Origin of the sequence: Methylopila capsulata (assembly GCF_016907975.1) — a bacterium.
Classification (GTDB): domain Bacteria; phylum Pseudomonadota; class Alphaproteobacteria; order Rhizobiales; family Methylopilaceae; genus Methylopila; species Methylopila capsulata.
The window spans coordinates 837,862-852,479 of sequence record NZ_JAFBCY010000002.1 but is presented as its reverse complement, the minus strand read 5'-3'; the positions used below and the strand labels follow the sequence as shown (position 1 = coordinate 852,479).

Here is a 14,618-nt window from a genome sequence, read left to right as displayed (position 1 = left end):
CGGCGACCGCCGTTCCCTCTGACCCTCTCGGAACGCAGTCCTCCGCCGCGCGGCTTCCGGACAGCTCGATGGCGCCCGGCAATCTCCTGAACCCGCTTCCCGACGCCTCCGCCGAGGAGCAGTTCGTGGACATCCTGACGCGGCCGGGCTGCCGGTTCGAGCGGATCGTGTCGCAGGGCCAGACCACGCCGGCGGACCGGCCCTACGTGCAGGGCCACGACGAATGGGTGCTGGTGCTCGCGGGCGGCGCCCGGATCGAGACGGCGGCGGGCGAGACCGCGCTTTCGCCCGGAGATCACCTGCTGATCCCGGCCGGCGTCGCCCACCGCGTCACGTTTACGGACCCCGACCGGCCGACGGTCTGGCTCGCCGTCCATTTCGAGGCCGGACGTTCCGAAACGTCGTCGCGCGAAGCTTCCTAAGCGCTCAGTCCCCGCCGGCCACGCCCTCGCGGCGGGGGTCCGCGGCGCCGAGCAGGCCCTCGGGCGTGATCTCGATCGCCTGCGTCCCCGAGGTCAGGTCGGTCGCGACCGTGCGGAAGCCGAGCGCCTGCAGCGCGGGCGCCAGCGCCTCCGCGGAGGTCCCCGCCTCCAGCTCGAAGGGTCCGAAGCGGTTGACGAGGTTGGGCAGGGCGATCGCCTGGGCGATGTCCATCCCCCAGTCCAGCCGCGCCACCAGCGCTTTCGCGACATAGCCCGCGATCTGCGATCCGCCGGGCGAGCCGAGCGCGAGAAGGGGCCGTCCGCCCTTCAGCACGATCGTCGGCGCCATGGTGGAGCGCGGGCGCTTGCCGGGCTCGACGCGGTTCGCGATGGGGACGCCGTCGCGGTGGCTGCGGAAGGAGAAGTCGGTCAGCTCGTTGTTCAGCAGAAAGCCCCGCGCCATCAGCCGGGAGCCGAATCCGGCCTCTATGGTGGTGGTCATGGAGACCACGTTCCCTTCGGCGTCGACGATCGACAGATGGCTGGTCGCCGGCAGGTCCAACGCCGCGCCGTCGACGAAGGCGTGCGAGAACTTCGGCCGCCCCGCCGGGGCCTGGTCCAGCGCGCGGGGGCCGGACAGCAGCCGGGCGCGCTCGGCGAGATAGTCGCGGGCGAGCAGACCTCGGGTCGGCTGTGGCGTGAAGGCGGGGTCCGCGACGTAACGCTCGCGGTCGGCGAAGGCGAGGCGGGAGGCGTCGCCGATCAACCGCCAGGCCTCGGCGCTCGCAGGCCCGAGCCCTGCGATGTCGGTGGGTTCGATCATCCCCAGAATCTGCGCGATCGCGATCCCGCCGGACGAGGGCGGACCCATGCCGCAGACCTCGTAGATGCGATAGGGCGCGCAGACCGCGTCGCGCTCGACGACCTGGTAGCGCGTGAGGTCGCCGGCGGCGAGCAGCCCGGGATTTGTGGGCGCGAAGCGCACGGCCTGCACGACGTCGGCGGCGATCGGTCCTTCGTAGAAGGCGTCGGCGCCGCCGTCGCGGAGCGCCTTGAGGGTCTCGGCGTAGGCGGGGTTGCGCAGGGTCTCGCCCGCCCGGAGCGGTCGGCCGCCGGGGAGGAAATAGGCCGCCGTCGCCCGGATCCGGGCGAGACGTTCCGCGTCGTCGGCGATCTGCGCGGCCAGACGAGGCGAGACGGCGAAGCCTTTCTCGGCGAGGCGGAGCGCCGGGCCGAACAGCTCCGCCCACGGGAGGCGGCCTGCGCGCTGGTGCAGCCGCTCCAGCAGGCGCGGCGTTCCCGGCGTCCCGACCGAGCGGCCGCCTATGACGGCCTCCAGCCGCGACAGCGGCTCGCCGCGCTCGTCCTGGAACAGGGTCGGCGTGGCCGCCGCCGGGGCGGTCTCGCGGCCGTCGAATGTGGCGAGGCGTTTCTCCGCGGCGCTCCACACGACGGCGAAAGCGCCGCCGCCAAGGCCCGAGGACTGCGGTTCGACGAGGCCGAGGGTCAGCTGCGCGGCGATCGCGGCGTCCGCCGCCGAGCCGCCGGCCCGCAGCATGGCGACCGCCGCGGCGGTCGCGTGGCCGTTCGCGGTCGCGGCCATGAAGCGCTGCGCGCGGACGAGCGGCTTGGGCGCGAAGCCGGTCGCGATCTCGGGCGGCGCGCCGTCGGGCGCCTGTCTCGCGTCTTGCGCCGCGGCGGGAGAGACGGCGATCAGGGCGAGAAGGAGCGCGAGGCGCAGGAGCGAACGCATGCGGGCCTTCCGGAGGGTCGTCCTCAAATCATAACCTGGATTGATCCGTTAACCGCGCATTAGGGTTAACGGATTATGACCTCGGATGGGGGCGCCTCCGGGATGGCGCGGCTGTTCGGGGCTCGATCATGCTTTCCTGCGCCACGCTCGCGTTTGGCCGGCTCGCGGCGGTCGCGCTGATGGCCGCGGGGCTCGCCGGCTGCAAGACGGACGGCGACGTCACCGGCTCCATCTTCAAGACCAGCGCCTCGCGCGAGATCGCGACGCCGGAGGCGAAGGAGGCGCAGCTGCGCAAGATGGCCGCGTCCTACGGCGCGTCCTACGCGAAGAACCCCAACGACGCCGCGACCGCCTACGCCTACGGCGTGACGCTCCGCGCGCTCGGCCAGAAGGCGCAGGCGCTGGCCGTGCTGGAAAGCGCGAGCATCAAGAACCCCACGCAGAAGCAGATCCTCGGCGCCTACGGCCGTTCGCTGGCGGACGCCGGCCGGCTGGAGGACGCGTTCAACGTGCTCGGCCGCGCCCACGCGCCGGAGAACCCGGACTGGCGCATCCTGAACGCGCAGGCGGCGATCCTCGACCAGCTTGGCCGCAGCGGGGAGGCGCGGGGCTACTACGAGGCGGCCCTGAAGATCGCGCCCGGCGAGCCCTCCATCCTTTCGAATCTTGGACTGTCCTACGCGTTGAACCGCGACCTGCCGAAGGCCGAGCAGATCCTTCTGCAGGCGGCGGCGAGCCCGCGGGCGGACGACAAGGTGCGCGCCAACCTCGCGATGGTGCAGGGGCTGAAGGCCGGCCGGTCGGGTCTCGCGATGAAGACGGCGAAGCCCGCGGGCTGAGCCTGCGCGGCGCGGTCTCGGCCGCGCGTCACGTCGCCGTGAACGCCGCAAGGTCGACGCCAGCCGCGCGCAGGCGTTCGCGGACGGCCCTCGCCATCGCCACGGCGTGATCGGAATCGCCATGGACGCAGATCGAGCGGATCGGCGTCGCGAGCCGCGCGCCCGACGTGGTGACGATCGCGCCCTCCTCGACCATGGCGATCGCGCGGTCCGCGGCCTCGTCGGCGTCCTGAAGCAGGGCGCCGGGCTGGCCGCGCGCGATCAGCTGGCCGGCCTCGTCGTACCCCCGGTCGGCGAAGATCTCCTGGTGCACGGCGAGCCCCGCCGCCTCTCCCGCCGGCACCTGCGCGGTCAGCGCGATCGCGAGCAGCGCAAGCGTCGGGTCGACGGCCTTCACCGCCTTCGCCACGGCGTCCGCCACCTCGCGTTCGGCGGCGGCGAGGTTCGCGAGCGCGCCGTGCGCCTTCACGTAAGCGATCCGGTGGCCGGCGTAGGCCGCCAGCGCCTGCGCCGCGCCGATCTGGTAGGCGACGAGACGCTCGATCTCGGCGGCCGTGAACGGCATCCGCCGGCGCCCGAACCCCCAGAGGTCGGGGAATCCGGGGTGGGCGCCGACGGCGACGCCCTTGGCTTTGGCCATGGCGAAGGTGTTCGCCATGATCTCGGGGTCGCCGGCGTGGAGGCCGCAGGCGACGTTGGCCGAGGTGACGACGTCGAGCATCGCGCCGTCGTCGCCGCAGGCGTAAGCTCCGAAGCCCTCGCCGAGATCGGCGTTGAGATCAATGGTCGGCATCGGCTCTGTCCTCGCGTCAGCTCCCTGCGGCGGCCGGGGCCGCGGCGGTCTTCAAGTCGCTCGCGCTCTCATCGGCTTCGAGCTCCCGCCCGGCGGTCTCCGGCAGCAGCAGGGCCGCTATCACCACCAGCGTGTAGGCCCCCACCGCCATCACCCCGATCGCCACGCCGAGCGTGAGCGAACCGCTGAGGTGGCCGACGAGCGCGGGGCAGATTGCGCCGACGGCGCGGCCGAAGTTGTAGCAGAAGCCCTGGGCCGAGCCCCGCACCCGGCTCGGGAACAGCTCGCTCAGGAAGGCGCCCATGCCTGAGAACACGCCGGACAGGAAGAAGCCCAGCGGGAAGCCGAGGAACAGCATCGCCGTGTCGTTGATCGGGATCAGCATGTAGCTCGACACCAGCACGCCGGCGCAGACGCCGAACAGGATGAAGCCCTTTCGCCGGCCGATCCGGTCCGACAGCCAGGCGCTGGTGAGATAGCCGAGGAAGGAGCCGAGGATCAGCACGAGCAGGTAGCTGCTGGTGTTGAGCACCGAGAGGTTGCGCTCGGTCTTGAGATAGGTCGGCAGCCACGTGGTGACGGCGTAGTAGCCGCCCTGCATGCCGGTCGCGAGCAGGCTGGCGAGCAGGGTGCGGACGATCAGCGGTCGCGAGAAGATCTCGAGAAAATTGCCCTTCTCGCCGCGCTCCAGCATGCGGGCCTTGGTGTCGGTGTAGACCTGCGGGTCCTGAACCTTGCGGCGGATGTAGAAGATGATGACGGCCGGCAGCGCCCCCAGCCAGAACAGGATGCGCCAGGCGAGCTCGGGCTCCACGAAGGCGAACACCGCCCAGTAGGCGATCGCGGCGCAGGCCCAGCCGACGGCCCAGCTGCTCTGCACCAGCCCGACCGCCTTGCCGCGGTAGCGCGCCTGGATCGACTCGGCGATCAGCACCGATCCGACCGACCATTCGCCGCCGAAGCCGAAGCCCTGCATGGCGCGGGTGAACAGCAGCTGCTCGTAGGAGTTGGTGAACCCGCTCAGCACCGTGAACACCGAGAACCAGGCGACGGTCAGCTGGAGGACGCGGACCCGGCCGAACCGGTCCGCCAGCACGCCCGCGGCCCAACCGCCGATGGCGGAGGTGATCAGCGCGGCGGTCGCGATGTTGCCGGCTTCGGTCTTCGAAAGACCCCACACGATCGCGAGCGTCGAGATCATGAAGGTGTAGATCATGTAGTCGAACGCATCGACGCCGTAGCCGGCGAAGGCCGCCGTCAGGACGCGCCTCTCACTGGCGTTCGTGTCTTTCAGCCACATCGAAGCTCTCCCTTAAGGGTCGCGCCGGGATCGCCCGGACCGCGGCGTGAGGTCAGACGAAGGCGAGGTCCCGGTTCAGAAGGTCCGTGATCAGCATGAGGCCGGGGGCGTGAGTGACGCAGAGCGCGGGTTTGGCCGCCATCGCGACGGCCTGAGGGGTGACGCCGCAGGCCCAGAACACCGGCATCTCGTCGGGCAGGATCGCGACGGGATCGCCGAAGTCGGGGGCGGCGATGTCGGCGATCCCGATCAGCGAGGGATCGCCGATGTGCACCGGCGCGCCATGCACCGCCGGAAGGCGGCCGGTGATCTGGATCGCGCGGATGGCGTCGGCGGCCTTCATCGGCCGCATCGAGACGACCAGCGGCCCGTGGAACGGGCCGGCCGCCGTCGTCGGGATCGCGGTCGTGTACATCGCGACGTTGCGGCCCTCAGCGACGTGCCGCAGCGGCACGCCGGCCGCGAGCAGCGCCTCCTCGAACGAGAACGAGCAGCCGATGACGAAGGTGACGAAGTCGTCGCGCCAGATCGCCTCGAGGTCGGGAACCTCGGCCGTCAGTTCGCCGTGTTCGAACACGCGATACCCCGGCGCGTCGGTCGCGAGGTCGAGATCGAGCCCAAGGGCGGGAAGCCGGCGCGACCCGGGTTCGGACACTCCGAGCAGCGGGCAGGGTTTCGGGTTCGCCTGGCAGAAGCGCAGAAAGTCGCCCGCAAGGTCCGCGGGGAGGATCATCAGGTTGCCCTGCACGTTGGCGGGGGCGAGGCCGACGGTGTGGCCGGTCCAGGCGCCGCTCCGGATGGCGCGGCGGGCGTCGGCCGCGGTGCGGAACGGCGTTGCGGGGGCGAGGCTCGCGTGGGCGATGGGCTGGTTCATGGGGCTCTCCGTTGCGTCACGCTGTGACGCCGTCGATGAGGTTCAGGCCGAGCAGGAATTCGGAGCTGAAGGCGGTGCGGACGACCGGCTCGAGGCGGATGGCCGGCGCAAGCGCGTCGCGCTCGGCGCGGCGGGCGGCGACGGCCTCGTCGATGGAGACCGCTGCGAAGCGCACGCCGCCGCCGGCCTGGACCTGGGCGAGGCGGCCGAGGTCGGCGCCGATGACGGTCGCGATCTTGGGGTAGCCGCCGGTCGGCTGGCGGTCCGCCATCAGCACGATCGGCAGCCCGTCGCCTGGGACCTGGATCGCGCCCATCGCGATTCCGTCCGAAACGATGTCGTGGCCGGCCGCGTGGCGCAGCGGCCGTCCTTTGAGAAAACAGGCCATGCGGTCGCCGCGCGCCGTCACGGTCCAGCCCTCGTCGAGAAAGGCCTCGATCTCGTCCGAGGCGAAGGCGTCCGCCTGTGGTCCGAGCACGACGCGGATGCGATCCGGGCGGCGCCCGAGCCAGGGGACGATCATCGCGGCGGGCTCGCCGACGCTCGCGCGGGCGTCCTCGACGGCGAGCGCGTCGCCGGCCCGCAAGGCGCGCCCGTCGAGCCCGCCGAAGCCGGAGCGGGTGTGGGTTGCGGCGGAGCCGAGCGTCGGGGCCACGTCGATCCTGCCGCCGACGGCGAGGTAACCCCAGGCGCCGTCCGAGCCGGCTTTCAGCGTCAGCACGCTGTCGGCCTTCAGCGTCAGCGCGACGTTCGACGGCAGCGTCCGACCGTCGTGCTCGATGCGGAAGCCGCCGCCCGCGATCGCCACGTCGAGCGGCGTCTCGGCCGCGACGGAAAGTCCGCCGACCGAGACCTCGACCGCGGTCGCTCCAAGGTCGTTTCCAAGCGCCCGGTTCGCGGTCGCGAACGCCAGCGGGTCCATCGGGCCCGCCGGCGTCACGCCATAGCGCATGTAGCCGTGGCGCCCCGCGTCCTGCAGGGTCGCGCCGGCGCCGGACAGGATCTTCAGCCGCGCCGTGGTCATGCCTGTGGCTCCGCGCGCCGGGCGACGACCTCGCCGGCCCCGGCCCGGGCGTCGAGCTCCGCGAAGGTCTCGGGGTCGACGGCCTCGAAGCGCAGCGTGTCGCCGGCCTCGAACAGGAAGGTCGGGTTGCGCCGGGCCGAGAACAGCCGCTCGGGCGTGCGCGCCAGCACGTACCACCCGGTCGGCATGGGGAAGGAGGCGACGGCGGCCAGCCCCCCGCCGATCATCAACGCGCCTTCGGGATGGGGCGGCCGCGGCGTCGGTCGGCGCGGCAGGCCGAGCGTCTGCGGGAGCCCGCCGAGATAGGCGAAGCCGGGCGCGAAGCCGTACATGTAGACGCGGTAGTCGGCCCCGGAATGCAGCGCCATCACCTCTTCCGGCGTGACCCCGACTTTGTCGGCGACCTCGATCAGGTCCTCGCCGAAGGCGGGATCGTAGCAGCAGGGCACGATCCAGGCGCGGCCGGGCGCACGCTCGGAGGCGTCGTCCCGGCTCAGGCCCTTCACCGCCTCCACCAGCGCGCTGCGGTCGAGCGCCAGCGGATCGTAGTGGATCATCAGCGAGCGATAGGTCGGGACGGTTTCGACGACCCCCTCGGGCGTCCGCGCCCGCAGCGCGGCGTCGAGCTCCAGCACGCGGTCGTTGACCGCCGGGTCGACCGTCGCGCCGAACTCGACCACGAGCGCAGCTTCTCCCGCGTCGAGAAAGCGCGGCGTTTCGAGGTCCGACAGCGGCGTCTCGGTCATGGCGCGCCTCCCCAGCGGCGGCGGGGCGAGGGTCGGACGAGCGGCCGTCAGGCCAGTACGTTCGTCGCTTGCCCAGGATTGCGGCAGCGTGAGCCTCTGCCGCGATTTTCGCCAATCGTGATTGCGGATCGACGGCGATAAGCCCTCGTTATGGCGCGGGAGGCCCTGCTGCGAAGGCGCCGGCGACCTCCTGCGCGATCCGCGCGGCCTGCTCCGCCAGATGTTGGCCCGGGCGATTGGCGTAGGTCGCCGTGAAACCGATCGGCGACAGCCGGACCTCGGTCCGCGCCACCACCAGCTCGCCGGCGGCGATCTCCTTGCGCACGATCGCCGGCGGGATCACGCAGATTCCCAGCCGCTCCACCGTCATCTTCACGATGGTGGCGAGCGAGGCGCTGGTGTGGATCTGCGGCGGCGGCCCGTTCGCGCGCAGGATCAAGTCGCGCAGCTCCACGTAGGGGCTGGTGTTCTTGGGATAGGTGATCAGAGGGTGGCGCAGCAGGTCGTCCAGCGCGAGCGGGCGGTCGCAGTCCAGAAGTTGCGGCGAGGCGATCCAGGCGACCGGCGTGCTGAACAGCGGGCGGTTCACGAAGTCCGGCAGGGTGATCGGGCCGACGAGGAGCGCGAGGTCGATCTCGTTCGCGAGTAGCGCGCTCTGCATATTGGTGGAGATGTCGACCGAAATGTCGACCGTGACGCCGGGGTAGACCGCGCGCAGCCGCTCCACGAACGGAATCAGCCAGAGGTGCACGATGGTCTCGGACACGCCGAGCCGCAGCGAGCCGGTCATGGTCTCAGGACTTGCGAGGTCCGCTGTCATTTCGGCGCGCAGCGCCAGGAAGCGCTCGGCGTAGGCCAGCACCCGCCGGCCGGCGTCGGTAAGCGCGACGTCGCGGGCACGCCGCTCCAGCAGCGGCCCGTACTCCTGCTCGAGCGCCGCGATGCGCTGGGAAACGGCCGGCTGCGTGGTGTTCACCTGCTCGGCCGCGCGGCGAAAGCTCGCGAGCGTCGCCACCCAGTAGAAGATCTCGAGGCTGCGCAGGTCCGCCATGGGCGACGCTCTCCGGACGCGTGTTCGGCCAACCATGCCCCGCCGGCCGCCGCCCGTCATGCGCCGCGCGGGACGCAGGGCCCAGGGCCCGCGCGCTCGACGGCGGGGCGCGGAGGTCGTAAATCCCTGCCCCAAGAGAACGATCCATAAGAACCGGACCGCCGAGGACAGCCGCGATGCCCGCCTACCGCTCCCGCACCACCACCCATGGCCGCAACATGGCCGGCGCCCGCGGGCTCTGGCGCGCGACGGGGATGAAGGACAGCGACTTCGGCAAGCCGATCATTGCGGTGGTGAACTCGTTCACGCAGTTCGTCCCGGGCCACGTCCACCTCAAGGACCTCGGCCAGCTGGTGGCGCGCGAGATCGAGAAGGCGGGCGGCGTCGCGAAAGAGTTCAACACCATCGCCGTCGACGACGGCATCGCGATGGGCCACGACGGCATGCTCTACAGCCTGCCCTCGCGCGAACTGATCGCCGACAGCGTCGAGTACATGGTCAACGCGCACTGCGCGGACGCCATGGTCTGCATCTCGAATTGCGACAAGATCACCCCCGGCATGCTGCTGGCGTCGCTGCGCCTCAACATCCCGACCGTCTTCGTCTCCGGCGGGCCGATGGAAGCGGGCAAGGTCGTGCTCAAAGGCAAGGAGGTCGCGCTCGACCTCGTGGACGCCATGGTCGCGGCCGCCGACGACCGCGTCGCGGAGGAGGACGTCGCCAAGATCGAGCGCTCCGCCTGCCCGACCTGCGGCTCGTGCTCGGGCATGTTCACCGCGAACTCCATGAACTGCCTGACCGAAGCGCTCGGCCTCTCGCTCCCCGGCAACGGCTCGACGCTCGCCACCCATGCCGACCGCGAGCGCCTGTTCGTGGAGGCCGGCCACCTGATCGTCGACATCGCCAAGCGCTACTACGAGAGCGACGACGCCAGCGTCCTGCCGCGCTCGGTCGCGAGCTTCAACGCGTTCGAGAACGCCATGAGCCTCGACATCGCCATGGGCGGCTCGACCAACACCGTGCTGCATCTGCTGGCGGCCTCCCACGAGGGCGAGGTCGGCTTCACCATGGAGGACATCGACCGGCTGTCGCGCCGCGTGCCGGTGCTCTGCAAGGTCGCGCCGGCGAAGGCCGACGTGCACATGGAGGACGTCCACCGCGCCGGCGGCGTCATGAGCATTCTGGGCGAGCTTGGCCGCGCGGGCCTGCTGCACCTCGACGAGCCGACGGTCCACAGCGCGACCCTCGGCGACGCGCTCGCGCGCTGGGACGTCGCGGTCAGCCAGAGCGAGGCGGTCAAGACCTTCTTCCGCGCGGCCCCCGGCGGCGTGCCGACCCAGACCGCGTTCAGCCAGAACAGCCGCTACGACGACCTCGACCTCGACCGCGAGAACGGCGTCATCCGCAGCGCCGACCACGCCTTCTCGAAGGACGGCGGCCTCGCTGTGCTCTCCGGCGACCTCGCGCTCGACGGCTGCATTGTGAAGACCGCGGGCGTCGACGAGTCGATCCTGAAATTCTCAGGCCCGGCCAAGGTGTTCGAGAGCCAGGACGACGCCGTCAGCGGGATCCTCACCGGCAAGGTCGTCGCGGGCGAGGTGGTCGTCATCCGCTACGAAGGCCCGCGCGGCGGCCCCGGCATGCAGGAAATGCTCTACCCCACGAGCTACCTGAAATCGAAGGGTCTCGGCAAAGCCTGCGCGCTGGTCACCGACGGCCGCTTCTCCGGAGGCTCGTCCGGCCTCTCGATCGGCCACGTCTCTCCGGAAGCGGCGGAAGGCGGCCTGATCGCGCTCGTCGAGGACGGCGACCTGGTCGAGATCGACATCCCCGGCCGCTCGATCCGGCTTGCGGTCGAGCCTTCGGTGATCGCGGCCCGTCGCGCGGCCGAGATCGCTCGCGGCGCCGACGCCTGGAAGCCGAAGGCGCGCAAGCGCAAGGTCTCGGCGGCGCTGAGGGCCTACGCCGCCTTCACCACCAGCGCCGCCCGCGGCGCCGTGCGCGACGTCGACCAGGCACGCTGAGGCGGCATCCTCCCAAGCGGCGTCGAACGCTCAAGACGGCGGCGCGCATCGCGGCGTCATCTGCGCCTCACATCCGCGTCATGCGCGATCCCTAGTTTTGGAGCGATCCGAAGCGGAGGGCTCAGGGATGTCGCTCGAGAAAAGGCTTCTTCACGGCGTCGACCGCCGCCGGTTTCTGAACGCCACATGGGCGACGGCGCTGGGGGCTACGGCGCTCGCGCTCGTGCCCGGCGACGACGTCTTCGCCGAGCCGTCCCTCGGCGCCGATCCGTTCACGCTCGGCGTCGCCTCCGGGGATCCGAAGCCCGACGGAGCCGTGCTCTGGACGCGGCTCGCGCCCGACCCGCTGAACGGCGGCGGCCTGACCCAGCCGTACCTGCCGGTGCGTTGGCGGGTGGCGACGGACTCGAGCCTGCGCAACGTCGTCCAGTCCGGCATCGCGCTGGCGCACGCCTCGCTCGCCCATTCGGTGCACGTCGAGGTTCAGGGCCTGCTGCCGAACCGGGTCTATTTCTACCAGTTCGACTACCGCGCCGAGCAGAGCCGCGTCGGGCGCTTCCGCACTGCGCCAGACGCTTCGCTGCCGCTGGCGAGCCTCGATTTCGCTCTCCTCACCTGTCAGGCGTGGCACGACGGCTACTACACGGTCCTCAACGACGTCGCCGACCAGGACCTCGACGTCGTGTTCCACCTTGGCGACTATCTCTATGAGTATGACCCGCGCAAGAACGTGCGCGGCGTCACGCTGTCGGATCGGTTCGCCGGCGAAACGGTGACGCTCGAGCGCTACCGCGACCAGCACGCGCTCTACAAGACCGACCCCCATCTGCAGCGCCTGCACGCGCGCCACCCGATGGTCGTCATCTGGGACGACCACGAGGTGCAGAACGACTACTCCGGCCGCTTCCCCGAATACATGAACATGCCGCTCGACGTGTTCCTGAAGCGGCGCTCCGCCGCCTACCAGGCCTATTACGAGCACATGCCGCTGCGCCGGCCGCCGACCAGCGCGACCAACAACCTGCTGATCTACCGCTCGCTGAGCTTCGGCGATCTCGCCGAGTTCGTGATGCTCGACACCCGCCAGCACCGCAGCGACAACCCCTGCGGCGACGGCGAGAGCCAGAGGTGCGCCGCCGCGCTGGAGCCCGGCGCCACGATGCTGGGCGTCAACCAGGAGCGCTGGGTCAACCAGCGTCTGGCGAACGGCAAGCGCCGCTGGACCTTCCTGACCCAGGGGCCGCTGATGGCCGAACTCGACCACGACGTCGGCGCCGGCACGCGCTACTGGAACGACGCCTGGGACGGCTATCCGGCCGCGCGCGACCGTCTGTTCAAGGCGATTGCGGACGGCGGGGTGCGGAACCCCGTGGTGTTCACAGGCGACTGGCACTCGACCTTCGTCAACGACCTGCACCGCGACTTCAAGCGTCCGGGCCGGACGCCGCTCGCCACCGAGTTCGTCACGCCCGCGATCACCAGCGGCGGCGACCGCACGCCCTATGGCCCCTACTACGGGCCGATGATCCCGGCCAACCCGCACATCCGCTACTACGAGGGCGACAAGCGCGGCTACTTCCGCATGTCGCTGACGCATGAGCGGTTGAAGGCCGACCTGCGGTTCGCGAGCCGGGTTGAGACGCCGCGCGGCTCGGTCGACACGGTCGCAAGCTTCGTGGTGGCCGACGGCCAGCCGGGCGCGCTGACGGCCTGAGGCGGCGCGCAAAGCGCTCAGCATCCGCACGGCAGCTCCACTGCCACGGGGAGCGGCCGTCGCTTTACGGAGGGGCCGGCTTGAGCTAGAAGACGAGAACGAACGTTCGCTCTCGAAATCTGAGCCGCCCTATGAACGAGATGACTCCGCCGCTCGGGCTCCGGGCGAAGCGTCAGGAAGACCAGCGGCGGCGGATCCTCGACGCCGCGATCGCCTGTTTCGCCCGCGGCGGCTTTCACGCCACCGGCATGCAGGCGATCTGCGCCGAGGCCGGCATGAGCCCGGGCGGGCTCTACCGCTACTTTCCGTCCAAGGAGGCGATCATCGAGGCGATCGTCGAGCGCGACCGCGCCGACATTGCGCCGCAGCTCCTCCCGCTGCTCGAGGTCGACGACGTGGTCGGCGCGCTGATCGCCACGGCCCGCGCCTTCATGACCGGCAACTTGATGCCGGAGAGCCTTGTGATCTTCCCCGAGCTGAACGCCGAGGTCGTGCGAAATCCCTCCGTGCGCGCGATCTCGGAGCGCCTCGAGGACGAGGCGCGCGACATCCTCGTCCGCGTGTTGGAGCGGGGCATGAGCCTCGGCCAGATCGACCCGGCGCTCGACGCGCTCGACGCGGTGCGGCTGCTGATGGCGATGACCGACGGCGTGCTGATGCGGCTCCTGATCGAGCCCGGCGCCAAGCTCGACGGCTTGATGCCCATGTACGAGCGCGCGATCCGCGCCTTCCTCGCCCCCCAGCCCCTGCGCGCCGCGCAGACCGAGGCCCGCCCATGAACGCCCCCTTGCGCGCCCGTCCGGACGCGGCGGCTCCCTCCAGAACGACGCCGCCCGTCCGTCGTCGCCGGCGCTGGCCGTGGGTTCTCGGCGCGCTTGCGGCGCTCGGCGCCGGCGCGTTCCTGTTCAAGGACGACCTCGCCCGCTACGCCGCCGAACGCCAGACGCCGTCGCAGGCGGCGGACGCCGCCGCTCCGGTCGCGAAGCCCATTTCGGTCACGGTCGCGACGGCGACGCGGCGTGAGATCGCCCAGGTCGAGCAGGTCACCGGCACGCTGGTCGCCCGCGACGAGGTGCTGGTCGGCGCGCAGATCGACGGGCTTCGGCTCGACGAATACCTTGTCGACGTCGGCGACCGGGTGGCGCAGGGGCAGGTGCTCGCCCGGCTCGACCGCGACATGCTCGAGACGCAGGCGCTGCAGAACGCCTCCTCGGTCGCCAAGGCCGAGGCCGCCATCGCGCAGGTCGAGGCCGCGATCGCCGAAGCCGAGGCCTCGCAGGTTGAAGCGGTGGCGTCGCTGAAGCGCGCCGAACAGCTCAAGGGCTCCGGCAACGTCACCGGCGAAACTCTTCAGGCCCGCCAGACGGCGGCCCAGGTCGCCGCGGCGCGGGTGCGGGCGCAGGGGCAGAACCTCAAGGTGGCGCAGGCTGAGAAGGCGCTGGCCGAAGCGCAGGGCCGCGAGATCGCGCTGCGTCTCGCGCGCACCGAGGTCCGGGCGCCCTCCGCCGGCGTCGTCGCAAGCCGCACGGCGCGCGTGGGCCAGATCGTCGGCATGTCGGGGGAGGCGCTGTTCCAGCTGGTGCGCGACGGCGAGATCGAGCTGAAGGCGGAGGCGACCGAGACCCGGCTGCACTCCATCGCGGCGGATCAGCCCGTGCGCGTGACGGCGGCGGGTGTTCCAAAGCCGTTCGACGGCCGGGTCCGGCTGGTCGAACCGACGGTGGATGCCACGACGCGGCTCGGCGTGGTCCGGATCGCGCTGCCGGCCGACGGCGCGTTGCGTCCGGGACTGTTCGCCCGCGGGGCGATCGAGACCGCGCGGCGCGAGGGCGTGACCGTGCCTCAGTCCGCCGTGCTCTACGGCGCCGAGGGCGTCACCGTGCAGGTGGTGATTGACGGCGTCGTGGCCGAGCGGCGGGTGACGCTCGGGTTGCAGGACGCCGAGGGCGTGGAAATTCTCGAAGGCGTCGCGGCCGGCGAGGCGGTGGTCGCCCGCGCCGGCGGATTCCTGCGCGACGGCGACCGGGTGGCGCCGGTGACGGCGCCTGCTGTGTCGGCTTCGGCGAAGGACCGATAAC

The 14,618-nt window shown here is 71.4% G+C and carries 13 protein-coding genes; 6 read left to right on the top strand and 7 right to left on the bottom strand.

All coding sequences use genetic code 11. The annotated features are described in order from the left end of the window. The first annotated feature begins 68 nt into the window (after positions 1-68). On the top strand, positions 69-422 hold the full coding sequence (locus JOD31_RS09695; protein WP_204950117.1) for a cupin domain-containing protein: 354 nt from the start codon (positions 69-71) through the stop codon (positions 420-422). A gap of 4 nt (positions 423-426) precedes the next feature. On the opposite strand, the gene ggt is transcribed toward JOD31_RS09695, so the two are convergent. Further along, positions 427-2,175 (bottom strand): gamma-glutamyltransferase, encoded by a 1,749-nt coding sequence (gene ggt, locus JOD31_RS09690; RefSeq protein ID WP_204950116.1) that lies wholly within the window; start codon positions 2,173-2,175, stop codon positions 427-429. A 128-nt stretch (positions 2,176-2,303) separates the two neighbouring features. Between ggt and JOD31_RS09685 the strand changes: the two genes are divergently transcribed. Then, a complete protein-coding gene (locus JOD31_RS09685) occupies positions 2,304-3,014 on the top strand; it encodes a tetratricopeptide repeat protein (RefSeq protein ID WP_204950115.1) in 711 nt (236 codons plus the stop codon). Positions 3,015-3,042: 28 nt separating this feature from the next. Here the strand turns inward: JOD31_RS09685 and JOD31_RS09680 are convergent, their stop codons facing one another. From JOD31_RS09680 to JOD31_RS09655, 6 genes are all read right to left on the bottom strand, one after another. After that, positions 3,043-3,807 carry a 5-oxoprolinase subunit PxpA gene (locus JOD31_RS09680; protein WP_204950114.1) on the bottom strand — a complete coding sequence of 255 codons (765 nt, stop codon included), beginning with the start codon at positions 3,805-3,807 and terminating at the stop codon, positions 3,043-3,045. A gap of 16 nt (positions 3,808-3,823) precedes the next feature. Then, the gene (locus JOD31_RS09675) at positions 3,824-5,107 is read right to left on the bottom strand and encodes an MFS transporter (RefSeq protein WP_204950113.1); all 1,284 of its coding nucleotides are present in this window, start codon (positions 5,105-5,107) and stop codon (positions 3,824-3,826) included. Positions 5,108-5,159: 52 nt separating this feature from the next. Beyond that, entirely contained in the window at positions 5,160-5,981 is an 822-nt protein-coding gene (locus JOD31_RS09670) for a putative hydro-lyase (protein ID WP_204950112.1), read from the bottom strand. 16 nt (positions 5,982-5,997) lie between these two features. Continuing rightward, positions 5,998-7,005: a 5-oxoprolinase subunit C family protein gene (locus tag JOD31_RS09665; protein WP_204950111.1), complete on the bottom strand. Its 1,008-nt coding sequence runs from the start codon at positions 7,003-7,005 to the stop codon at positions 5,998-6,000. Then, entirely contained in the window at positions 7,002-7,751 is a 750-nt protein-coding gene (locus JOD31_RS09660; protein WP_204950110.1) for a 5-oxoprolinase subunit B family protein, read from the bottom strand. Before JOD31_RS09660 ends, JOD31_RS09665 begins: the two co-directional genes overlap by 4 nt. A gap of 148 nt (positions 7,752-7,899) precedes the next feature. Then, positions 7,900-8,802 carry a LysR family transcriptional regulator gene (locus JOD31_RS09655; RefSeq protein WP_204950109.1) on the bottom strand — a complete coding sequence of 301 codons (903 nt, stop codon included), beginning with the start codon at positions 8,800-8,802 and terminating at the stop codon, positions 7,900-7,902. A gap of 176 nt (positions 8,803-8,978) precedes the next feature. On the opposite strand from JOD31_RS09655, the gene ilvD reads away from it, so the two are divergent. The 4 genes from ilvD (at position 8,979) to JOD31_RS09635 (ending at position 14,617) form a co-directional block, all read left to right on the top strand. Then, a complete protein-coding gene (gene ilvD, locus JOD31_RS09650; protein ID WP_204950108.1) occupies positions 8,979-10,826 on the top strand; it encodes a dihydroxy-acid dehydratase in 1,848 nt (615 codons plus the stop codon). A gap of 127 nt (positions 10,827-10,953) precedes the next feature. After that, complete coding sequence (locus JOD31_RS09645; RefSeq protein WP_204950107.1) at positions 10,954-12,540, top strand: alkaline phosphatase D family protein; 1,587 nt, start codon at positions 10,954-10,956, stop codon at positions 12,538-12,540. A gap of 131 nt (positions 12,541-12,671) precedes the next feature. Beyond that, positions 12,672-13,319 (top strand): TetR/AcrR family transcriptional regulator, encoded by a 648-nt coding sequence (locus JOD31_RS09640; RefSeq protein WP_204950106.1) that lies wholly within the window; start codon positions 12,672-12,674, stop codon positions 13,317-13,319. Next, on the top strand, positions 13,316-14,617 hold the full coding sequence (locus tag JOD31_RS09635) for an efflux RND transporter periplasmic adaptor subunit (RefSeq protein WP_204950105.1): 1,302 nt from the start codon (positions 13,316-13,318) through the stop codon (positions 14,615-14,617). Before JOD31_RS09640 ends, JOD31_RS09635 begins: the two co-directional genes overlap by 4 nt. Position 14,618 lies beyond the last annotated feature (1 nt).